Source organism: Nonomuraea sp. NPDC003727, from assembly GCF_053586935.1.
This window is the reverse complement of sequence record NZ_JBSFNE010000040.1, coordinates 1-21,694: the sequence shown is the minus strand read 5'-3', so window position 1 is coordinate 21,694 and position 21,694 is coordinate 1. Positions and strand designations below refer to the sequence as shown.

Below are 21,694 nucleotides of genomic sequence, written 5' to 3'. Positions count from 1 at the left end.
TCCCTGTCGAGCTTGACGCCCAGGACCTGGTGCAGCTGCACCTTGTTGCGCTCGAAGCCGACGATGCAGCCGGCCATGTAGAGCCGCCACACCCTGGCGGTGCCCTGGCCGACCTCCTGGAGGGCGTCCTCCCAGTTGTCGTCCAGGTTGTCGCACCAGAACTTCAGCGTGCGGGCGTAGTGCTCGGTCGAGGCCGCGGCCGAGCCGCTTGTGCTCGTGCACCACGTGTGTGACCGCAACGTTCGCCGAGCGGAGCTCGCGGGCCAGGGCGACGGCCTTGTCGAGCTCGGGCCGGGTGGTGGCGCGGGTGGAGATCTTCTCGGAGAAGACACGGGTGACGCCGGCGGCCTTGAGGTGTGAGTGACTATGGCGCGCGGTAAAGATGATCTCTTCATGGGAGGCAGACCAGTACGGGAGAAAGGGGCAGGACCCCTTGATCACCTTGCCGAAGACCTGGGAGCACCATTCATAGGCCGGCAGACAAAAGTCCGGCTGTACGCCCAGCGCCCACAGGCGACGCGGCCGGGGCGCTGCCGGGGAGCGTGGTATGTCTGGCGTTGACCGGACCGGACGCCTGCCCCTCGACGGGTACGCGCCCCCAGGTCCAGCCCCGGCGCCGGAGCAGGACGCGCGTGTCCGCGCGGCGGAGTTCGAAGTCCTTGCCGGACCCGGCCCTCGGAGTGTGGGGGAACGGAAACGTACGCTAAGGCTCGTTCGCCCGGCTCGCTGATAGTGGGCGATCTTCGTTGAGCGGGCGCACTCGCGTTGGTTTCCGTTCCACCCGCCCCAGCCGCCTTCGGCGGCACGTTCACGAGCCGAAGGACGATGTCTGTCGCGACTGCCGCGGGCGGGGGTCGGTCAGAATCGGTAGCGGAGAATGCGGGCCCCTTGCCGCGACAAGGCCGTGCTGCGGGCGGTGAGACGGGTGAGCGCGCGAAGCGGTTGCGGGAACCGGGCTACCTCCGGTGCGCGGGCGAGGATCTGCTCCTCGATCAGTTCGAGGCCGGCGTCCCAGGACTCCGGTTCGTGTGGGTTGTCGAAGCCCTGGGCGGCGCTGATGCCGAGCGCCTTGATGGTCGGGTGATACTTCATGGGCCCAGGCGGCGAAGCGGGTGTAGCCGTTGAGCGCGAGCTCGCCCGAAGGGAAATGCCCGGTCAGCGCGCGGGTCATCGCCTGGAAGGAGTCGCCGGGCATGAAGGGGAGCAACCCCTCGGCGACGATCATCGCCGGCCGGTCACCGGGGATGGCGGTGAGCCAGTCGGATGTGGTGAGGTCGGCTCCGACCAGGTGGGAACGGCCGGGCAGACATTCGGCCCGCAGGTGCACCACTTCCGGGAAGTCGATGTCGTACCAGTCGACGCCGGGCGGGGGATCACAGCGGAACATCCTGGTGTCCAGGCCGCAGCCCAGGTCGAGCACCACGCATCCGGGGTGAGCGGCGATGTAGGCGCGGACGACGCCGTCGAGCTTCTTGGCGCGCAGTGCCGTGGTGAGGACGAGGTTGGGCTTGACCTTCAGCTTGCCGAAGTCGTAATCGATGTTGCCGGCCATGTCTGCGGAGAACGTGTCGCCGAGGATCGGGCTGGGCTGCCCGGCGTCCAGGGCTCTGGCGTGGAGAGTGAGTAGCAGCGTTTCCTGGATCAGCCCGAGCTGGGGTTGCCAGCGGTGCATGGAGATTCCTTAACGGCGTAGCGGATGACGGGCCGCGAGGTTCTGCAGCCACGTCAGGGAGTCGTGGGCGGCCTTGATGCGCTCGGTGCGGTGCCCCTCGCCGCCCGCGATGTTGAGCCCTTCGTCGGCGATCTCGCCGAACGCGCTCAGGCTTTCGAGCTTGCGCTGGATGACCTTCTGCCAGGCGTCGTCCTCGATGCGGTAGTAGGCGGTGCGGTCGCCGGGCCTTCTCACCTTCTTGACCAGGCCGATGGTGGTGAGGAAGCGCATGTTCGAGGTGAGCGAGGCCCGGCTGGCGGAGATCGCCTCCGCGATCTGCCCGGCGGACTGCTCGGCCGGATCGCAGATCATGAGCCAGCCGAGGATGCGTCCGGTGATGGGCGGCAGCCCCCACTCCTCGACGCAGAAGGCGGCCACCCGCTCCACCCACTGAAGCAGTCGGTCCCGCTGTTCCTCGGTGCTCATCGTCCGGTCCTCCGTTGTCGATCGTGTGCCGGTTCACTGTGTCATGGCGGCCACCGACTCGTAGGTGGGTGTGGGGGTGATGTCCGCGAGCCGGGTCTCGCGCAGGTAGAGGTCGAACCAGTCGATCGCGAGCGCCATGGCCTCCTCCAGGCCCGGGCCGGTGTAGAGGCCGAGTACGTCGTAGGGCAGCACCGCCAGCCGCTTGGGCTCTCCCGCCCGGTCGAAGGCGCTCTGCGCCTCCTCGAGCATGTGGTACGGGTCCCAGCCGCCGTTGGCGATCATCAACAGCGGCGTCGGTGCGAGCCGGTGGATGAGGTTCTCCGGTGCGAAGGTGAGCAGGTGCTCGGCTGAGTCGAGGGTCTTCTCGTTGCGATAGGTGGGAAACAGGCGGGTCGACATGTCGGGGGCGTCCTTCACACTGGCGTGGTCCAGCGCCAGGTGCGGCACGCGAGCGCTCTGCTCGCCCTCGTAGCGCCGTTGCCAGTCCTGCTGCAGTTGGTCGCGCAGCGCGTGGACACCGGCACGGCCCAGGAGGCGTTCCAGGTAGCGCCATCCGTTCCACACGCTGGGGCTCTGCGCCACGACGCACTTGATGCGCCGATCGAGCACGGCGGCCTGGGCCGCCACCGAGCCGCCGATGCTGACGCCCCACACTCCGATCCGCTCCGGCTGCACTTCGGGACGGGTCTGCAGGTAGGACACGGCGCTGCGGAAGTCCTCCACCTGCCGCTCCGGGTGGTCCAGGCCGCGCGGCTCGCCTTCGCTGGAACCGACCGTGCGGTAGTCGATGGCCAGCACCGCGAAGCCGGCCTTCACGAAGTACGGCGCGAAGAACGCCAGCGCCTCTTTGACCATCACCCCGCTGTGCCCGAGCACCAGCCCGGGGACCGGTTCGCTCGTTTCGGGCAGGTAGAGATCACCCGCGCAGCGGGTGCCGAGGCTGTTGAAGGTCACGTGTTCCATGGCTTGCTCCGTACTTGTTGGCTAGTTATTTCAAACATGACTGAAATAGCTAGCAATGTCAATCTGGAAGGCTGTATCTGCGGAAGAGGGTTGCGCACCGCTGGTCACCTCGGCACATTGGCGGCATCCACGAGTGATGGGGAATGAGCTTTCCCTGTCACATATCCGGCTCTCGCGCCGGCCAGGCACAGCTCAGCGCCTGCCGGTGGCGGGTCAGCTCAAGAGCGTTACCTGTCACATTGATCGATCGGTGGGAAGGAGAGGCACCGTGTCCCTCGTCGCGTTTCCCGGCGCGCCCGACTCGGCCGGCCTAGCAGGTCCGGCCGCGGGCGGGAGCGTCGCGGCCGCCATCGACCGCTTCCTCGGCGCTTTGCCGACCAAGACCACCCGCGACACCTACGCCAAGACCCTCACCCGTCTGGCCGCCATGAGCGGGTACCGGCCGGTCGCCGACCTGGCGCCCGGAGGACTACGCCGCGGTCATGGACCGCTGGACCGGCACGGCGGCCGCGACCTGGAACCGGCACCTGTCGGCGCTCGCGGCCAGTACTTGTTCGCCCTCGGGATTGGCGTCGAACTTGATCACACCGGTGAGCAGCTTCACAAAGCCCGACACCGTCGGATAGTGGCTGGCCATCTCCGCTCGCCAGCCGCCGTCGTCGTCGGCGGCTGGCGGCGGCACCATGTCCGTGACCACCTCCACCGCCTCGCGCAGCTGCCCGCGCGGCACGACCGCCTCGATCATCTCCCACACCTCGAACAGCGCGCCGTCGCCACGGGCGTGGCCAGCCGGCGTGCGTCCGGATGACGTTTCAGCTGCGCGAGCGGACCGTCAGCCCGTATTTGGCCAGTTCCAGCACCCGCCGCAGCGGCATCGACGCATCCAGTTCCAACCGGCACAGTCCGGCGCCGAGGATCTCCGCCACCAGTTGCAAGGCCTTGACCATCCCGGGCCCGGACGCCTTAGACGGGCCCTGGCGCCAGCGCTCCAGCTCGGTCATCTTCTTGCCCGGCGGCACTTCCAGCAGCTTCTCCAGCACCTCGACCTGCTCCGACGTCGGCATCGCAGCCAGAGTCGCGAAATAGCCGCTCGGTTTGCTCCTCCCGGATCCGGGCCACCATCCGGGTCAGCGTCGTGATGCCCGGCAGCAGCACGTCGTTCTCGCGCAGCCAGCGCACCGCGTACTGGAACATCTCGGTCGGCCCGTCCCCGGAATTCCACGCGTGCGCGGCCAGGGTCGTCTCCAGCTCTGCCTCGGCCTGGCTGAAGGCCTTCAGCCCCGCGGTCCGGCACGTCGGCAGGGGGGCAATCACGGTCAGAGTGACAGAATGCGGTACGGCGCGGCATTAGACGGCATTGATCAAGCCAACTCATAATCCGTGGGTCGGGGTTCAAGTCCCACCCGCCTACTCTTCTATGCCGTGTTTGACCTGGGGTTTTACATGCGCCGAGCATGTATCGACGACATCGATGGGGGTGTGCCCATGTCAATTGCATGGTCTTGGCCATCCGATTTGCGCAGTAAGTGCGTCTTTGGGCTCCGTCTCAAGCCGTTCGCCGATAGCCGCACCCTGCAGCGTGAGCAGGTTCGCCGCGAGCTGCGAATAGACGCATTCTTTAGAGGTGAGGTGGCGCTCGCCGGACTGCGTGCCCGGGGGCTGTGGACTGACACGAACTTGTCCAGATAGGCGGCCACTGCGCTTCCGGACCCCGTCGTGCTGATCGGCGGCCAATGGAGCCCCCGTGACCTCACGCGATCGAGCGGAGACGAATCATGCGCTGGAAGGCGCTCGTGAACGCCTTCCAGACCGCCCCTCCTGCCTCTGACCCGCTTCAACTACCAAGATCAGCCGTTAGGCTGCCGCTCCCAGCTTGTGTCGGGCTCGAAGTAGTCGATGTCCATGTGAGAGGGGGGCGGCACATCTAGGGCACCGCCGCCGCCACGGAGCGACAGGGTGGCTGTATGCCCTGTCGCCACGGCCTCACGGGCAGCGATGGGCGAGGTCGTAGCAGGTCCTCCGGCGGAGATGAAGCGGAGAAACTCGGTGATGATCGCAGTGTCGGCGCCGCCGTGACCTCCTGATTCCTGGCGGATGGGGATCGTGAGATCCCCTTCACCGTTGTAGTCGGTGCGCCGGTTCCAGAGTCGGATGACCGATCCGTCGCCGCCGTCACCGAGGTTCTCGATCCGGCCTTCGGTGCCGATGACGGTGTAGCTGCGCCAGTAGTCGGGCGTGTAATGGCACTGCTGGTACGTTGCGAAGACCCCGTTTCCGAGCTCCATGTTGATCATCGAGAGGTCCTCGACATCGATGAGGGGATTGAGTTCGCGCTGCATCCGCGGAGGCCAGGCGTCCGGCGCGTACCAGTCCCACATGGAACGGTCGGAGTTGTCTCGTCGGTCGGTAATCTGACCGTAGAGAGTGAGGCCTCCCATACCGCTGACTCTGCGCGTGTAGCCGCCTGCGAGCCAGTGGATGACGTCGATGTCGTGCGCCCCCTTCTGCAGCAGGAGGCCGGTGGTGTTGGCCCGCTCGGCGTGCCAGTCCTTGAAGTAGAAGTCGCCGCCGTGACCCACGAAATGCCGACACCAGACGGCTTTGACCTCGCCGATCTCGCCGCGCTGGATGAGCTCACGCATCTGCAGCACCAACGGCATGTGCCGCATGTTGTGCCCGACGTACAGCTTGGTTCCTGTACGGCGCGCGGTGGCGAGCACGCGGTCACAATCGCTGACCGTGATCGCCATCGGTTTTTCCAGGTAGACAGGGATTCCCGCCTCCAGGAGTGTCTCCGCGTGCTCGGCGTGGAACCGATCTGGGGATAGGACGAGCACCCCGTCGAGGTCGAGCCGCACGAGGCTCTCGACAGCGGGCACGGTGATCACTTCCTCGCCGAACGCCTCCAGGGCGCGGCGACGCGCGCGCTCCGAGGGATCGCAGACGGCGGCGATGAGGGCTCCGACCCCCGGACGGTGAGCTTCGCGGGCAAGACTGCCACGCAGGCCGAATCCGAGGGCTCCGAGTCGTAGATCGGAAATGGTTTTGATCCCTTTCACGGAGATGCAGGCGTCATGCGCACGGGGGTGGAGCCGAGGACGAGGGTGCCCCCAGGGCCTGTGGACATGTACTTGCCGGTCTGGATGTTTTTGAACGCCTGATCCGTATAGGACCACCTCTGGTCGGCGGAGTCGGTGCACTGGGTGACGATCACTGCTGCGCCGGCCGTACCGAAGCACTCATTGGTCTTGTCTATCTTGAGGGTCTGCTGGACCAGGGTGAACGCGGTGGTGTCACAGGTGCCCAAAGCCGCGTGGTCCCCGTCGGACAGGTCGTTGTCGTTGAGGGCGCCCGGCACGGTCAGACATTGGCCGGAGGAGACGGTCAGGCGTTGGTGGGCGAACGTGGCGGGAACCAAGTGGCCGGGTGCGCCCGGCGTGGCGGGGATCCACGGAAGCATCGCGGTTGTGGTGGCGCGGTTCTGGTTGTGGTTGAGGACGTAGTAGAAGCCCTGAGTGACGCACTGGCTCGGGTCGGACGACGGGCAGATGTCCATGTCGTGCATCGCGAAGGTGCGGAACGTGGCCAGCTTGTCGTCGATGGCCTGCTGGTAGAGATTGGCGGCGGCGTACCGGTTGGGGTAGTCGCGGTAGTAGCGGACCTGCGGATGGGTTGCGGCGGCTGCCACGGCGTCGCCCGCCAGCCGGGCGATGATCACGTGGTCGTGGTGGAAGTCGAGGTACTCATCGCCGTCGTGGACGTCGGCGCTGGGGTCGAGGGTGTTGACCACCGACGGGCGGAACGCGTCGAGGTCGGCGATGAGGGTGTCGGTGAGATCAGCGCGGGTGTAGGTGTTGCGCCGGTAGAAGTCGGGGATCGTGGCGCCGTCGTTGTAGAGGGCGCGGGTGCTGCCGTAGGTGATGTCGTCGTAGGCGGAGCCGTTGTCGGGGAGCCGGACTTCGAGGATGGACAGCCGGTCGCCGAGTCGCCATTCGAGCAGGTTGTGGCCGTTGACGGTGATCTCTTGAGAGGTCCAGGCGCTTTCGGGCAGTCCGGCCATGCGGGCGTAGGCGGCGCGCACGCCGCGCTCCCTGGCGAGCACGTATCCTTCCCTGTCGGTGTCGTGGTAGTCGCTGGCCACCAGGAAGACGGTGCGCACGCAGGCTCCGCCGCGGATCGCGTCGGAGATCGACGGGTTCAGGAAAAGCAGGTCGTCGTCGTGGTGGGCGACGAGGTTGAGCTCTCTGCTCGTGCAGGTTGACTGAGCCGACGCGGTCGACGGTACGGCGAGCAGTCCGGCGGCGAGCATGAGGGTGCCTAAGATCCGGCGCATCGGGGGCTCCTTAGAAGTGTTCGTGACAGAAGGGCGCGGGGCCCACGGCGAGGGTGTCGAGCACGCGGAGAACCTGGTGGTCGTGAACGGTGATGAGGCCGAGGTCCGCGGCGCGCGATGCCTGAAGATCGCCCAGCAGCACCGCAGCCCAGACGGGTGCGGCGCATTCGATGTCGGGCTCAGCCGAGCACGCCCGGGCTCCCACGCGGCCATCGGAGAAGTCGAGCTGGAGGGTCGTGATGTTCCCCTCGGGCTCGCCGATCGCGACGACCGTGCTACCTTCCGCGGTCGTGTTCAGGCGCAGAGCCCGGAGGACCCTGACATGGTCGATGATCCTGACCTGCAGGCGGTTGTACGGCCTGACCTCGGCGGTGGGGTGGTTGCGGAACAGCGTGTGATGCACGATCTGCGATTCCCCGAGTAGGCGGTGCATCGGCTGATCGGCCTGGGTGGTGAGCCTGACGGTGTTGTACTCGTCGCGCAGGCTGGCCAGCAGGTGGAGGATGCGTCGTAGCGCGGAGGCGTCGTCGTATCCGATCTCGGTCACGCGCACGATGGGCTGTTCCCCGCGGAACCGGGCCCAGCCGCGGATCGGACCGTCGCCGACCCGGTCGACCACCAAGAAGCCGTTGCCTGGAACGGGCGGCAGGCGCTCGATGTCTGCCTGGCCCCGCTCGGTGCGGCGGCGCATGGCCTCGGTCAGCGGGTCCAGATCATCTGACTGGTAGAACCGCAGGTCGGTGTGATCTCCTCTGGGCAGGATGGTCGTGGGGATGGTCCAGTCCGCTCGGCGTTCGGCGAAGCCGTACCCGAAGTGTTCGTAGAACGAGCCGCGGAACGGGGTGAGCGCGGACAGCGCGAACCCCCGGTCGCGGGCGGCCGACAGCAGTTCGCGCATGAGGGCGGATGCCACTCCGCGGCCGGCCCGCCAGGTCTTGATGGTGCCGACGTCGGCGACGCCCTGGCAGGGCAGCGGCGCACCGCGCACCCACATGGTGAAGCTGAGACTGGTAGCTGTGCCGACCGGGACGTTGTCCTCCTCGGCGAGCAGCCAGGATGTTCCCCTGGGGTCTTCCTCGATTTCGACGGGTGTGCCGTCGGCGGAGAAGCTGCGGGTCCTGGCCTCGGCGACGCGGTCGAGTTCGTCACGGCCCGCCCAGTGGAGTTTCACGAGGGGCCGCCCTTGGCGATCGACTGCTGGTACTCCTCGCGGATTTTGTCGCCGCCCTGTCGTTTCCAGTCCGAGCGCAGAGTCTGCAGATAAGTGAGGGGTTTGCGGCCGAGGATCATGTCGGTGACGAGGTCCCCGATGATCGGAAGCTTGGTGCGGCCGCTGACGGCTGTGTCGGAATAGTGGCCGGCGACGGGGTTGGCGATGGCGATCTTCAGGAGTTTCTGCTGGATGTCGTAGGTGTAGGCGGCGCCCTTGGCGTAGATGAACTCCGGGCCCTGCGACAGGTAGCCGATCGGGTTGTTCAGTGTTGTCTCCTTGGCGCCCTTCTCGGTGAGCTGGGGCAGGCCGTCCTTGTCGAAGGTGAAGTGCTCGCCCTCGCTTCCGTAGTGCAGGAAGAGCCACTCGCTGCTGCCGAACGGGGCGGCCAGGAAGTCCAGCACACGCAGCAGTTGTTTCACGCGCTCGGGTGAGGCGCTCTTGTTGATGGCGGTGAAGCCGAGGGAGCCGTACCCCAGGTGGTAGACGGCCTTGTCACCGAATGGAACGATCCCGGCGATCTCCAGGTCCTTGTACTTACGGGGTGCGAGTATGAATCCGGGCATGTCGTCGACCAGCGTGGAGATGGTTCCCTCCGGGAAGAGCACCTCGTAGGGATCGGCGTTCTGGTCAGGGTGGAAGCAGCCGGCCTCGACGACCTTGCGGACGAGTTCGAGCGCCTGCGCGTACTCGTCGGTCTCCAAGTAATAGGTGAGGCTGCCGTCCTTGTTGAGCCGCCAGGTGTTGGGCATGCCGAGTAATTCGCCGAAACGGACCACGTCGTTGGACCCAACGGGCGCCATCGCCCAACGGTGCTGCGCGGGACGGGTCAGTTCCTTCAACTTGCCGACGAACTCGTCGATGGTGGCGCACTGCGGGCCGCCGACCTCGTCCCAATGAGCCTTGTTGCATTCGTAGATCTGACCGAAGATTCCGTGAGAGACGGGCGGGCCCCAGATTCGGCCGTTGATGATCGCGGTACGCCAGGCGAAGTCACCCAGATTGGCCAGGTTGGGATACGCCTTCACCGCGTCCCCCGACAGGTAGGGCGTCAGATCGGCGAACTTGGCTTCGAGTAGCTCGGCCACCCTGGTCAACCCCTGGTTGGGCGGGAACCAGACCAGTTCGGGGATGTCGCCGCCGGCGATCATTGTGTTGAACTTGGTGGGGTAGTCGCTGGTGATGTCGAACTTGAACGGGGCACCGAGCCGGGTGTTGAGCTGCTGCCAGAAGGCGTTATTGCTCATCGGCGGTGGAACTGCCGAGTCGGTCCACCCGAGCGCGGTGATCGGCTGGCCGCCGGCGGGGATCCCCTTGACGGAGTCAACCAGGCGCTTGGGGAACTTGAGGTAGGCAGGGTCCAATCCCTCTGCGTTTCCCGGCAGGTCTGGGGTTGGCCCCTGGAAGGGAATATAGGTGGGCAGTTTGACCTTGGCCGACGCTGCGGCTCCGCTGCCCGAGCGGGTCGGGGTGGAGCAGGCGGCCAGTAGCGGGGCAGCCGCGAGCAGACCCAGCATGGATCGACGGTTCACGGGGACTCCTTCAGCCCTTGACGGCGCCGGTCAAGACGCCCTTGGTGAAGTGCTTCTGCAGGAACGGGTAGGCGGCCAGCACCGGGACGAGGGCGATGACCACGATCGCCATCTGCAGCGCCTGGCTCGGCGGCATGTGCGCGCTGCTCACCAGTTGGCCCGGTAGCTTCTTGCTGTTGAGGACATAGGTGTTGAGCACCAGTTGCAGGGGCCATTTCGAGGCGTCGTTGAGATAGAGAAGGGCGTCGAAGAAGGAGTTCCAGAAACCGACCGCCTGGAACAGCCCGACGACGGCGATCACTGCCTTCGACAGCGGTAGCACGACAACGCGCAGGGTCTTCAGGTCACCGGCGCCGTCGATGCGAGCCGCGTCCAACAGTTCGCGCGGGATTTTCATGAAGAACGCCCGCAGGATGACCAGATTGAAGGCGCCCAGGAGGTTCGGCAGGATCAACGACCAGTAGGAGTCGAGCAGGCCCAACTGCTTGACCAACAGGTAGCTCGGGATGATGCCCGGGCTGATCAAGAACGTCAGCAGCCCCACCATGAGGATCGCCTTCGAGCCCACCACGCTGGGTCTGCTCAGGCCATAGGCCATGGCCACGGTGGTGGCCAGGCTGAGCAACGTGCCGACGATCGTGATGCCGATACTGACGAGTACGGCCCGGCCGACGACGCCGCCGGAGAGAATCTCCGCGTATGCCGCCAGGCTGGGATGCCGCGGGATCAGGACGTAGCCGCCGTTGGCGACGATCTCCTCTCGGCTGGCCAGGCTGGTTCCGAGCACCAGCAGGAACGGGAAGACGGCTATCACGAAGATCGCGGTCAGCGTGACCGCCTTGGCGCCTTGAGCGGCGCGGTTGGGTCGCTCCATCATCGTTGGTAAACCCCCTGCTCACCGAGCCTGTGCGCGACCTTGTTGGCGACGAAGATGAGCAGGGCTCCCACCAGGCCATTGATGAGCCCGACCACGGCGCCGGTCCCCCAGTCCCCGTTGATCACGCCATGGAAGTAGACCCAGGTGTTGAGTACCTCGGCGGCGTCTGGGCCGACGTTGTTGCGCTGCAGCAGGATCTGCTCGAATCCGACCGACAACAGATCACCCAGTCGCAGGATGAGCAGGAGCACCGTCACCGACCGGATGCCCGGCAGCGTGATGTGCCACATCCGGCGCCACGGCCCCGCGCCGTCGGCGGCGGCCGCCTCGTACAACCCCACGTCGATGCTGGACAGCGCGGCAAGGTAGATGATCGTGCCCCAACCGACGTCCTTCCAGATCACCTGCGCGGTCACCAGCAGCTTGAACAGGTCCGGGTCCGTCATCACGTTGAAGGCGCTGACGCCGTGCTCGGCCAGGAAGCCGCTGATGAATCCGCTGCCGCCCAGCGTCTGCTGGAACAGCGCGACGATCACGACCCAGGACACGAAGTGCGGCAGGTAGACGACGCTCTGCATGAGCCTCTTGATCCGATTGCTGACCAGACTGTTGAGCAGCAGTGCTAACAGGATCGGCGCGGGAAAGTACAGCAGCAGCTGGAGCAGGTTGATTTCGATCGTGTTCCTGACCGCGCTCCAGAAGCTGGGGTCGGTCAGCACGTAGGTGAAGTTCTCCAGGCCGATGAACGGGCTTTCGGAGAAGCCGAGGAACGGCTGATAGTCCTGGAAGGCGACCACGTAGCCGAGCATCGGGACGTAGTTGAATATCAGCAGGCTGAGCAGGCCGGGCAAGATCAGCAGCAGCATCGTCCGATCGCGGCGGATGCGAGCGAGAAGGGTCATGGCGCGACCCGTTGGTGGTTCTCGAAATAGGCCACGATCTCTGGGGAGAGTGGTGGCACGGTGCGGGGTAGGGCGCCGGATCGAAGCGATTGTGTTGCCTCGATGCCCGTGCAGACGGCCTGCCGGGCACCCAACGGCGTCGTGTCGGTCGCTACGTCACCGGTGATGAAATCCAGGAATTCCCAGACGGTCAGCTGGTCGGCGTCGTCATGGCCTCGCGCGTCGCCGGAGATCCGGTAGACCAGATCCCCGTCGGCGCTGTAGGCGTGTCGCCGGTTCCACACGCGGACCACGCCGCCGTCGCCGTCGCCGAAGTTCTCCAGTCTGCCCTCGGTGCCGATCACGGTGTAGTTGCGCCAGTAGTCGGGGGTGAAGTGGCACTGCTCGTAGGAGCAGAGCACGCCGTTGTCGAGGCGCATCGAGATCATGGAGATGTCCTCCACATCGATCACGGGGTTCAGTCCGCGTTGGGCGCGCGGGGGCCAGGTGGCCAGGTCGTCGTTGAGGTCCTGTGGGTGGCGCTCGGTGCGGCGGGCGTCCAGCTCGCCGTACATCCGCAGGTCGCCCATGCCGACGACCTCGGTGGTGTATCCGCCGGCCAGCCAGTGCATGATGTCGATGTCGTGGGCGCCCTTGTGCACGAGCAGTCCGTTGACGTTGTCCCGCTCCGCGTGCCAGTCCTTGAAGTAGAAGTCGCCGCCGTGGCCCACGAAGTGCCGACACCAGATGGCCTTCACTTCACCGATCTCGCCGCGTTCGATGATCTGCCGCATCAGCCTGACGAAGGCCATATGCCGGACATTGTGTCCGACGTAAATCTTGGTTCGTGTCTCGTAGGCGGTGCTGAGGATGGCGTCAGCGTCCTCGGTGGTGGTGGCGAGGGGCTTTTCCAGGTAGACGGGGACGCCCGCACGCAGGAAGTCCTGGCTGACCTGCGCATGCGTGGCATCGGGTGAGGTCACGAAGACCGCGTCCAGCCCTTGGTCGAGCAGATCGCGGTGGTCAGCGAACACGCCGACCTTGGGGCCGAACAGGGTGCGTGCCCGCTCGTCGGTCTCACGCCGGGGGTCCGCCACGGCGACCACCTTGCCGATCCTGTCGTCGTGCGCCCAGGTCGCGATTCCCGCCCTGGCGCCGATCCCGACGACGCCGAAGCGCAGTCGGGTGGCCGGACGGTTACGCACCGGTGAGGGAGCTTCCGGCTGAGATCGCCTCACGGGAGTAGGAGCCTCGGCGAAGATGATCGCAGGCACGGGTGAGTCGGGCGATCCGACCGTGGCCTGCATGGCGATCGGATAGGCATTGATCAATCCGCCCAGCGCGACGGCGTCCTCACCGAGCGAGCTGGTGACGATCTTGGGTGGGGTACGGTCACCCGTGTCCTCCACAGGCAGGTCCGCCAGGGGATTGGCGAGAACCACCAGCTCCGGATCGACGGCGCGGATCAGCGATGCCACGCCCTCCACGGGCTGGCTGCCGGACAGATCGCCCGCCCTGCTGAAACGCCCCCGGTGCAGGCGCCCCTGGAGCAGGATCGCAGCGCTGATATCGGCCGAGCCGGTTACCAGCACCACATCGTCATGCAGCCGGGCGACCCCGATCTGGTGCTCGGCCACCAGTGCGCAGTTGACCGCGCTGTCGACCACCACCGGGCAGCCCGTGGCGGCACCAAGCCGGGCCACGAGATCCACCCCGACCCACTCCGGCAGTGCTGCCGAGGTCACCAGGCGCCCATCGCTCGACACCGACCCAGGGAAGCCGATTCCGGCCGCATGGAGATCACCACGGCGCAAACCCAGATCGCCCGCGCAGTCGTCCATGGCCGCACGCAGCACCGAGATCAGCTCGGCGCCACGCTCCGTAAGAGGGAAGCTTCTACGAACACCCACGACACCAGCAAGGTCGGCGATCACGATCCGGATGCAGTTCTGGGCGACCTCCACGCCCGCCACATGCCCCGCGGCCCCCCGGAAGCGGTATCGCCTGGCGGGTCTGCCCGCGGACTTGCCCTCCGGGACCGTGGGCTCGTCCTGCTCCACCACCCCCGCACTCAGCAGGCTTTGCATGACCGCCTCCACTGTCGGCCTGGACAGCCCGCAGATGCGCGCCAGCTCGCTGACCGTGAGTGGGCCGTCATCGCGGACTCGCACCAGGCAGGCGGCCTCATTGAACCGTCGGAGCGTCGAAACATTGCGCTCGTGTACGCCGATCGTGCGCGCCATAGACACCTCCGCTGATTTCGCAAATGGGTTCCATTAATGCGCTGGGGAAGAGGAGATCACTGCGCATCAGCGCATGTCAAGATGCGATTTCCGCCCACCATTAACGAAAGTAGGGTTGCATAAATCGCCTTGCAGGATATGGCGAGCCGTGCCCTGCAGCTCCCCTCACGTCGGCAGGCTGAGCGAGCCCGCCGGACACCCCCGTCGCTGGAGGAGTTCGAACGAGGCGTGATCTCCCGCTCTGGGTTTTGCTCGTGGTCAGTTGTGGGTGGGTGCCTGTCGGCGTTGTCTTGCTCTGGCGGTCGATCAAGAAGGGGCAATGAGACGTCATCGGGATCGGTGTGTGGTCTACAAGCGGTGCGGGTGTGCCGATGCGGTTACCGGTAGGCAAGCCGGCGGGCGCTGTGTGCGGCTGGCCGAGGAGGGGCACGGCAGCTGGCACTTCGCGGTGCAGGTGAGCGGCTTGGCCGAGCGGCGGGAGCGGCTGCGGCGCGTTAGCTTCGCCAGCGCCGAACAGGCTCGCCAGGCGGGCCGTGAGATGATCACGCCGATCGGAACGATGTGGCGGTGGGGGAATGCACGCTGGCGCGGTGGCTGCGCCACTGGCTGGAGGTGCAGCAACGCCTACGGCCCAGCAGCCGCCAGTCCTATGCCGATCATGTGCGGCTGTATCTGATCCCGCATCTGGGCCGGATCGAGCTGGCCGAGCTGGCCGGCCGCGACGTCGCACGGATGTTCACCGTCTTGGCCGGACGCCGCGATCGGTACGGGGAGCCGATCGCGTCCTCCACCCTGCACCGGATCGGGCGACATCGCGCGCGGCGTTGAACGCCGCGCTCCGTGAGGGCCTGCTGGCCTCCAACCCGGCGCGGATGGTCCGGCTGCCCGCACCGCGTCATCCGTATCCACAGGTGTGGACCGAGCGCCGGGTCGCAGCGTGGCGGCGGAGTGGCGAGCGGCCCGCGGTAGCGGTGTGGATCGCCGAGCAACTGGCCGAGTTCCTCGCCTTCGCCCGCGGCGACCCGCTGTATCCGCTGTGGCAGCTGATCGCGTTGCGCGGTCTGCGCCGCGGCGAGGCAGCCGGTCTGCACTGGGTGGACCTGGACCTCGACCGGCGAGAGTTCACCGTGAGCCGGCAACTGGTGCACGCCGACGATGGGCTGATCGCCTGCCCACCGAAAACCGCAGCCAGCCGACGGATCATCGGGCTGGACCCCAAGACGGTCCGGCTACTGCGCCGCCACGAGCACGCCCAACGACAGCTGCTGGGCGACGCCTGGAACGAATCCGGGCCGATCTTCGCCCGGACGGATGGATCCCCGGTCCGGCCGGACTACCTCACCATCCGGTTCCACCGACTGGTGCAAGCCAGCAACCTGCCACCGATCCGGCTGCACGACCTACGGCACGGTACGGCAACTCTCGCCCTGGCCTCAGGCTCGGATCTGCGGGTGGTGTAGGGCACGCTGGGGCACGGCAGCATCGTGGTGACCTCAGACATCTACACCTCGGTGCTGCCGGAGGGGCACCAGCTCGTAGCGCACCGGCCTGGCCAGGTTGCGCTCGGGTGCGTGCGCGATGTCGGCGCGCGGGTGGTCGCAGTCACATGAGCACGCCCGACGGCATCGGCGGCCGGCGAGCCACACCATCGCAAGGTGGGAGGGACGCCGGCCGGTCGCGCTCGCCGTGGGATAACGGTACGGCTGACGGAGGCCGGCGACGCCTTGGCCGCCGCGCACGGAGATGATCGTCTCGTACTCGTATATCGGCGTGCCCATGTGACAGCGCTGGTGCCGGCCGGGATCGCGGGAGTTGAGGCAGGGGCCGGTCCACTGGCAGGCGCAGGCCAGGTAGCAGCCGGGCACCTCGGCGTGCGTCTTGCGCATGGTCTGGGTCCCGGCGTGTTCACGGACCCAGGCGGCCTCGTCGGGTGTCATGACGCTGCCCGGGTGCATGGCCCGCAGTAGTCCTCGCCGTCGCTGCCGCTCCACCCCACCGCTCGGCCGCGATCTCGGCGACGGCCTCGACGGTGGGGGCGGTGACGGAGTAGACGGACCCGCAACAGTTGCGACGCGTAGGTCAGCCGGATTCCCGTGGAACCATCGTGGCATCGATGTCCAAGGCGGCAAGCGGGTCCACGGCGGCAGCGAGATTCTGGGACGATGGTGCTCGTGACGGCACGAACTGTGGGCATCGTGGGCTTGGGCCGAATGGGGCTGACTCTGGCCGCTGGCTTCAGCAGAGCAGTCGAACCGGCACGATTGTTCGTCGCAGGTCGGTCGGTATCCAGCATCGAGCGCGTACGCGCTGCTGTACCTACCGCCACGGTGCTGCCGCCAGCCGACTTGGCTGACCGGGCTACCCTGGTTGTTCTGTGTGTGCGCAACGTGGACCTTCCTGACGTGCTCGCCGTTGTGCGTCCTCGACTTTCGGCGGAGCACATCGTGGTCACGATTAACAACGCACTGCCCCTGCCGAGGCTGGCGGACTCGGTTCCCTGTCCCGTTGCCAAGCTGATTCCCAGCGTCGGTAACGAGATCGGTGCGGGCGCGACGCTGCTCATGCCCGGCCCTGGCCTGAGCGAGGACGCCGTTGCCGAGTTGACGGAGTTGCTACAGGGGTTCTCCCGGCCGTTCGTGATCGGCGAGCGACAGGGCCGGGCAGCCACCGACCTGGCATCGTGCGGTCCGGCACTTCTGGCCAGTGTGGCCCAATCGATGATCGCAGCGCAGATCGAGCGCGGCGCGCCGCTACCCCCGGGTCTGGCCGAACAACTCCTCGCGCAGAGCATCGACGCCGTCAGTCGGCTGCTGGATCACGGGACGCCCTTGGCCGAGATCGTGGACCGCGTCGCGGTTCCCGGCGGCAACACCGCCGCTGCCGTCGAGGCGAGCCGCGACGGTCTCGCCGCGGCGTGGCGGGCAGCGTTCTGGGCGACTGCCGACAACGAGCGATCCAAGCCCCTGCCCGCACTGTGATTCATCGTGCGGACAACGACCTTGGCCAGGGTGCCGGTCACGCCGCACAGCGTGCGTTCGGGGAGCTGCCGACTGAGGCCGACACCACCTCCCGGTGGTGATGACGACCTGGACCTGGACCTGGCCGGCGTGGCGCCGTGTCGACGGCCGCTACACCGATATGTGGACAGTGTTGGTGTCGAACTGGCCAAACAGGACGCTCAACTGTTACCGAGCAGCGCACTTCGGTGAAGGTGCACGTGAGTTTGGACGGCACCCGCACCGCGTGCGGTTCTGAGATCCCCGAGCACGCCACGGTGACGATCAAGACGGCCGAGTGGCGCCTGCACACCAACTGCTACAACAGCGGGGCGCGGCTGCCTTCGCTCGGCGGTCGTCGTCATCGCGCACGATGGCCTGCGACGATGCCCGCCGTTCGGGCCGTATGACGCGACACTTACCCGAGGGCCCAACAGTCGCACAACGTGATCGTCGGCGAAGTGTCCGGACACATCCTCCGCCGAGGCTTCGGATCAGGCCGGGACGGAGGGCTCACGGGCCCTGGTTCCCGATGCTCAGGCGTATGTCCAGATTGAGGCGTACCCCGCCGTACGGGCGCACGTGCTGCCAGAACAGCGGGGTCGGGCCGCGCCGGCCGGACCCTGCGGCGAGCGACTGGGACCCGAAGAAGGCTCTGGAAGAGGCACATCCGGTGCCGCTGCCGACCGAACCCTCACGGGGGTCTGGGAGGCGTCACTCGCCGCCCGCCGGGAGATGTCGCCAGGCTGCGCCTGCGAGGAAACCTCCGCCCGCATCACCGCCGAGCACGACCCCGCCGCTCGTCGGCACTCCCGCTGACGACCTCGTGCTTCTACCCGCGACGGATTGCCGCTGACCAGGGCTAACGGCCATCCGATGTACTTCGTGGCAGCGTCGTTAATGAAAGGCCAACTCATGGCCTGCCGCACCGTGGCCGAGGAACTGGTCGGCCTGGTCACCGCCCCCGCCGCCTCAGGAACACCGATCCCCGAGAGCGTGCTTGCGACCAGGCATGTGGGGTCAGGCCTGGTCGATGGCGCCTTCGATGAGCGCGACGGCGGCGCGAGGGTCGTCGACCTGTACGACGAGGCGGGCGTAGCGCTCATCCGCCAGTTCGATGACGATGGCCTTGGCGGGGTTCTGGACGTCCCAGAAGACCCGCTCGCCGTCCAGGTGGAAGGTACCGGCGGTGATCACGCCGGGCAGGTGCGTCCCCGGGGCGCGGATGCCCTTGGTCTCCTTGATCATGCCCGGATCGGCGGTGGCGCCGCGGACGTTGGACAGGGGAATGGTCAGACGGCTCTTCAGTGCCCAGAGCTTGTCCAGCCCCTCGATCACGACGACCAGCGTGTCGCCGTCGATGTGCACTCGTGCCATTTCATGCTCCTTATAGGGAAGGGTCAGGATTGTGCGGGAAAAGGTGTCGCGCCAGAGCGGCGCCCGCCTGTTCGGGCCCGGCACCGGATGACGCCGTCCTGGCGCGCAGCCGGAGTCCGAGCAGCGACGAGGTCAGGGCGCCCCTCAGCGCCGGCGTGGGGATTGCGCCGGTCGGGCCGACGGCAAGCGCCTCGTCGAGGGCGTCCAGGACCGCGGTGACCTCGGCGGCGACCTCCGGGTCGGCCGGCGCGCGTTCGAGCGCCGCCATCAGGACCAGGTCCAGGGCCGAACCGTCCCCTTGGACGGTCAGCGCCCGGCGCACCGCTTCGGCGAAGTCGTGGGCCTCGCTGATCGCGAGGATCAGCGGACGCACCTGGTTTTCCACATGCCACCGCAAGGCAGCCATGTACAGGCCCCGCTTGCTGCCGAAAATCTTGTACAGGCTGTTGCGATGTATGCCGAGGTGGGCGACCAGGTCGTCGATGGAGACGCCGTCGTATGCCCGGTGGGCGAACAGCGCCGCCGCCGCTCGCACCACCTCGGTCTCGTCAAAACCTCTCGGTCGGCCCATGTGGCGATCATAGCCAGTTTAGGAACAATCAGTCAAGAACGACCGTTCCTAAACTGGCGGACACCAGGCGGGCCTCAGGGAGACGTGGAAGTGGGGGCCTCGGGGATCAGGGTGCGGCGGACCGAAAATGTCGTTAAAGGAACCCGGCGCGGTTCATATGGCTGATCGACGGGGCAGCTGCACTCGTGAACACACCCATCGAGAGGGTAGACCAAGTTCGGGAGAAAGGGGCAGTCACGTCGCTGACCACGGCTTTCATGGGGACCCGGGCAAACGGCGCTAAGCCCCGCCCGCTTGGTACGGCACCAGGTCCCCGAGAGCCGGCGGTGTAGCGCTCATTGCTGTTGCGTCAGGATTCCATCCCGGAAGGGCTTAGCCCCTGAACGCCTCACTCGCGGAAGCACTCTCCGTCGCCCTGCTCCTGGCGGTGCTGGCCTGCGCGGTGATCCGGCCGTGGGGCTGGCCGGAGGCCATCGTGGCCGTCCCCGCCGCCGGAGTGGTCATCGCCACAGGCGCGATCTCCCTCGACCACGCGGCAGCCGAGGCCGCCCGGCTGGGGCCGGTGATCGGCTTTCTCGCGGCTGTGCTGGTCCTGGCCCAGCTGTGCGACGACGAGGGGCTGTTCCACGCCTGCGGTGCCTGGATGGCCCGCCGGGCGGCCGGGCGCCCCCGGCGCCTTCTCGTCCTTGTCTTCGTGACGGCCTCGCTGATCACCGCGGTGCTCAGTCTGGACGCCACGGTGGTGCTGCTGACCCCGGTGGTGTTCGCCACCGCCGCCAGGCTGGGCGCCCGAGCGAAGCCGCACGTCTACGCCTGCATCCATCTGTCGAACACCGCCTCGCTGCTGCTGCCGGTCTCCAACCTCACCAACCTGCTGGTCTTCGCCGCCAGCGGCCTGACCTTCACCCGCTTCGCCGCCCTGATGGCTCTACCCTGGCTGGTCGCGATCGGTGCAGAGTACGTGGTGATTCGCCGCTTCTTCGCCATCGACCTGGATGCGGGCGCCGAGGCCCCGCCCACCGACGAGCCCGGCGAACTACCGCTGTTCGCCCTGCTCACGGTGGCGGGCACCCTGGCGGGCTTCGTCCTGACCTCGGTGGTCGGCATCAACCCGGCCTGGGCGGCGGCCGCGGGCGCGGCTGTCCTGGCGGCCCGCGCCCTGGCCCAGCGCCGCACCACCCCCACGGCGATCGTCCGGGCCGCGGCCCTGCCGTTCTGCGCCTTCGTCCTGGCCCTGGGCATCGTGGTGCGCGCGGTGGTCGACAACGGCCTCGCGGACGCCCTGAGCCACGCGATACCCGCCGGCACCGAACTCCCGGCCCTCCTCGCCATCGCGGCACTGGCAGCCGTACTGGCGAACGTCATCAACAACCTGCCCGCCGTCCTGGTCCTGCTCCCCCTGACCGCCCCCACCGGCCCGGGCGCCGTCCTGGCCGTCCTCCTCGGCGTGAACATCGGCCCGAACCTCACCTACGCCGGTTCCCTGGCCACCCTGCTGTGGCGGCGCATCGTGCGCGGACACGACACCGACGTGGAGCTGGGCGAGTTCACCCGGCTCGGCCTGTTCGCCGTCCCCGCCGCCCTGCTGCTCTCGGTGGTGGCACTGTGGGTCTCGCTCCAAGCGATCGGAGGCTGAACACCGTGACTGTCATCGTCTGGATCGTGGAGGGCACCTGGCCCGCCTGCGTCGACGCCGCGCGCACCCACACAGCCGCAGACGCCGACATCGTGCTGCTGCACGTCACCGGCCACGAGGTGCCGGGCGCCGCGCACGGCGCCTACGCCGGACTGCTGGGCCGTGCACGCCCCGACCGTGACCCCGGCACCGCCGTGGAACGCCTGGCCGCCGCCTCCGCCGAACAGCTCCTGGCCGGCGCGGCCGAGCGGCTGGGACGCCCGTGTACCCGCCAAGAGCGCTCGGGCCGCGTCGAACGGGAAGTCGTGACCGCCGCAGAAGGCGCTGACCTGCTCATCCTCGCCCGCGACGGCGACCGTACCCACCTCGGTCCCCGCAGCCTCGGCCCCGCCAGCCGCTTCATCGTCGACCACGCCTCCTGCTCCGTCCTGCTGGTCTGGCCGGAGACCGCACCCAGCACGGCCCCTCACCCGCCGCACCACCGCTAGGAGCTGTTTCCTGGATCACGTGCGGAGCCAGATGACCAAGGCTGCGACCGTGACGGTTCCCAGGAAGACGTAGGCGCGTTTGTCGTAGCGGGTGGCCACCGCGCGGAAGTTCTTGAGCCGGTTGATCGCCCGCTCCACCACGTTGCGCTTCTTGTACCGCTCGGCGTCGAACCCGACCGGGCGGCCTCCCGCCGAGCCGCGCCTGCGCCGGTTGGCCCGCTGATCACGAGGCTCGGGGATGATGTGGCGGATCTTGCGCCCGCGCAGATAGCGCCGGTTGGCGCGGGAACTGTAGGCCTTGTCGGCCGACACGCTGTCGGGCCGCGTCCGGGGACGTCCCGGCCCGATCCGGGGAATGCGGATCCGCTCCAGGACCGCCCGCATCTGCGGGCCATCGCCATGCTGACCAGGCGTCAGCAGCAGCGACAGCGGACGGCACCAGCCGTCGGC

23 protein-coding genes and 1 pseudogene are annotated in these 21,694 nt (G+C 67.5%); 6 read left to right on the top strand and 18 right to left on the bottom strand.

Annotated features, from left to right (window positions below):
* The 14 genes and pseudogenes from ACWDLG_RS44480 to ACWDLG_RS44415 form a co-directional block, all read right to left on the bottom strand.
* Positions 1-185 (bottom strand): annotated as a pseudogene (locus ACWDLG_RS44480) (class I SAM-dependent methyltransferase); the annotation flags it as partial.
* A 623-nt stretch (positions 186-808) separates the two neighbouring features.
* Positions 809-1,552, bottom strand: a complete 744-nt coding sequence (locus ACWDLG_RS44475; RefSeq protein ID WP_449931625.1) for a class I SAM-dependent methyltransferase — start codon at positions 1,550-1,552, stop codon at positions 809-811.
* Positions 1,553-1,681: 129 nt separating this feature from the next.
* A complete protein-coding gene (locus ACWDLG_RS44470; RefSeq protein ID WP_449931623.1) occupies positions 1,682-2,137 on the bottom strand; it encodes a GbsR/MarR family transcriptional regulator in 456 nt (151 codons plus the stop codon).
* A gap of 33 nt (positions 2,138-2,170) precedes the next feature.
* Positions 2,171-3,100 carry an alpha/beta hydrolase gene (locus ACWDLG_RS44465; protein ID WP_449931621.1) on the bottom strand — a complete coding sequence of 310 codons (930 nt, stop codon included), beginning with the start codon at positions 3,098-3,100 and terminating at the stop codon, positions 2,171-2,173.
* Positions 3,101-3,569: 469 nt separating this feature from the next.
* Complete coding sequence (locus ACWDLG_RS44460; protein WP_449931619.1) at positions 3,570-3,845, bottom strand: hypothetical protein; 276 nt, start codon at positions 3,843-3,845, stop codon at positions 3,570-3,572.
* 67 nt (positions 3,846-3,912) lie between these two features.
* Positions 3,913-4,164, bottom strand: a complete 252-nt coding sequence (locus ACWDLG_RS44455) for a hypothetical protein (RefSeq protein ID WP_449931627.1) — start codon at positions 4,162-4,164, stop codon at positions 3,913-3,915.
* Positions 4,064-4,414: a DUF4158 domain-containing protein gene (locus ACWDLG_RS44450; RefSeq protein WP_449931617.1), complete on the bottom strand. Its 351-nt coding sequence runs from the start codon at positions 4,412-4,414 to the stop codon at positions 4,064-4,066. The genes ACWDLG_RS44455 and ACWDLG_RS44450 overlap by 101 nt, the downstream gene beginning before the upstream one ends.
* A 533-nt stretch (positions 4,415-4,947) precedes the next feature.
* A complete protein-coding gene (locus ACWDLG_RS44445) occupies positions 4,948-6,159 on the bottom strand; it encodes a Gfo/Idh/MocA family protein (RefSeq protein WP_449931615.1) in 1,212 nt (403 codons plus the stop codon).
* Positions 6,156-7,433, bottom strand: coding sequence for an RICIN domain-containing protein (locus ACWDLG_RS44440; protein WP_449931613.1), 1,278 nt, complete (start codon positions 7,431-7,433; stop codon positions 6,156-6,158). Before ACWDLG_RS44440 ends, ACWDLG_RS44445 begins: the two co-directional genes overlap by 4 nt.
* A 10-nt stretch (positions 7,434-7,443) precedes the next feature.
* A complete protein-coding gene (locus tag ACWDLG_RS44435) occupies positions 7,444-8,604 on the bottom strand; it encodes a GNAT family N-acetyltransferase (RefSeq protein WP_449931611.1) in 1,161 nt (386 codons plus the stop codon).
* Entirely contained in the window at positions 8,601-10,175 is a 1,575-nt protein-coding gene (locus tag ACWDLG_RS44430) for a hypothetical protein (RefSeq protein WP_449931609.1), read from the bottom strand. Before ACWDLG_RS44430 ends, ACWDLG_RS44435 begins: the two co-directional genes overlap by 4 nt.
* A 10-nt stretch (positions 10,176-10,185) precedes the next feature.
* A complete protein-coding gene (locus ACWDLG_RS44425) occupies positions 10,186-11,052 on the bottom strand; it encodes a carbohydrate ABC transporter permease (protein ID WP_449931607.1) in 867 nt (288 codons plus the stop codon).
* Positions 11,049-11,954, bottom strand: a complete 906-nt coding sequence (locus ACWDLG_RS44420; RefSeq protein WP_449931605.1) for an ABC transporter permease — start codon at positions 11,952-11,954, stop codon at positions 11,049-11,051. Before ACWDLG_RS44420 ends, ACWDLG_RS44425 begins: the two co-directional genes overlap by 4 nt.
* Positions 11,951-14,176 (bottom strand): ROK family protein, encoded by a 2,226-nt coding sequence (locus tag ACWDLG_RS44415; RefSeq protein ID WP_449931603.1) that lies wholly within the window; start codon positions 14,174-14,176, stop codon positions 11,951-11,953. Before ACWDLG_RS44415 ends, ACWDLG_RS44420 begins: the two co-directional genes overlap by 4 nt.
* Before the next feature lie 567 nt (positions 14,177-14,743).
* Between ACWDLG_RS44415 and ACWDLG_RS44410 the strand changes: the two genes are divergently transcribed.
* Complete coding sequence (locus ACWDLG_RS44410; protein WP_449931601.1) at positions 14,744-15,004, top strand: tyrosine-type recombinase/integrase; 261 nt, start codon at positions 14,744-14,746, stop codon at positions 15,002-15,004.
* Positions 15,001-15,636 carry a site-specific integrase gene (locus ACWDLG_RS44405; protein ID WP_449931599.1) on the top strand — a complete coding sequence of 212 codons (636 nt, stop codon included), beginning with the start codon at positions 15,001-15,003 and terminating at the stop codon, positions 15,634-15,636. Before ACWDLG_RS44410 ends, ACWDLG_RS44405 begins: the two co-directional genes overlap by 4 nt.
* 33 nt (positions 15,637-15,669) lie before the next feature.
* Here ACWDLG_RS44405 and ACWDLG_RS44400 read toward each other — a convergent pair whose 3' ends face one another.
* On the bottom strand, positions 15,670-16,131 hold the full coding sequence (locus tag ACWDLG_RS44400; protein ID WP_449931597.1) for a hypothetical protein: 462 nt from the start codon (positions 16,129-16,131) through the stop codon (positions 15,670-15,672).
* A 207-nt stretch (positions 16,132-16,338) separates the two neighbouring features.
* Here ACWDLG_RS44400 and ACWDLG_RS44395 point away from each other — a divergent pair, with 207 nt between their 5' ends.
* Both ACWDLG_RS44395 and ACWDLG_RS44390 read left to right on the top strand, forming a co-directional pair.
* Positions 16,339-17,154, top strand: a complete 816-nt coding sequence (locus tag ACWDLG_RS44395; RefSeq protein WP_306871805.1) for a pyrroline-5-carboxylate reductase family protein — start codon at positions 16,339-16,341, stop codon at positions 17,152-17,154.
* A gap of 239 nt (positions 17,155-17,393) precedes the next feature.
* Positions 17,394-17,582 carry a hypothetical protein gene (locus tag ACWDLG_RS44390; protein WP_449931596.1) on the top strand — a complete coding sequence of 63 codons (189 nt, stop codon included), beginning with the start codon at positions 17,394-17,396 and terminating at the stop codon, positions 17,580-17,582.
* Between the two features lie 610 nt (positions 17,583-18,192).
* Here the strand turns inward: ACWDLG_RS44390 and ACWDLG_RS44385 are convergent.
* Both ACWDLG_RS44385 and ACWDLG_RS44380 read right to left on the bottom strand, forming a co-directional pair.
* A complete protein-coding gene (locus tag ACWDLG_RS44385; protein WP_449931595.1) occupies positions 18,193-18,549 on the bottom strand; it encodes a hypothetical protein in 357 nt (118 codons plus the stop codon).
* Between the two features lie 10 nt (positions 18,550-18,559).
* On the bottom strand, positions 18,560-19,120 hold the full coding sequence (locus tag ACWDLG_RS44380) for a TetR/AcrR family transcriptional regulator (protein ID WP_449931594.1): 561 nt from the start codon (positions 19,118-19,120) through the stop codon (positions 18,560-18,562).
* 427 nt (positions 19,121-19,547) lie between these two features.
* Between ACWDLG_RS44380 and ACWDLG_RS44375 the strand changes: the two genes are divergently transcribed.
* Together ACWDLG_RS44375 and ACWDLG_RS44370 are read left to right on the top strand one after the other, a co-directional pair.
* Positions 19,548-20,756, top strand: coding sequence for an SLC13 family permease (locus ACWDLG_RS44375; protein WP_449931592.1), 1,209 nt, complete (start codon positions 19,548-19,550; stop codon positions 20,754-20,756).
* A gap of 5 nt (positions 20,757-20,761) precedes the next feature.
* Positions 20,762-21,244 carry a universal stress protein gene (locus ACWDLG_RS44370; RefSeq protein WP_449931590.1) on the top strand — a complete coding sequence of 161 codons (483 nt, stop codon included), beginning with the start codon at positions 20,762-20,764 and terminating at the stop codon, positions 21,242-21,244.
* Between the two features lie 15 nt (positions 21,245-21,259).
* On the opposite strand, the gene ACWDLG_RS44365 is transcribed toward ACWDLG_RS44370, so the two are convergent.
* The coding region (locus ACWDLG_RS44365) for an IS5 family transposase (RefSeq protein WP_449931588.1) at positions 21,260-21,694 on the bottom strand (435 nt) is incomplete at its 5' end.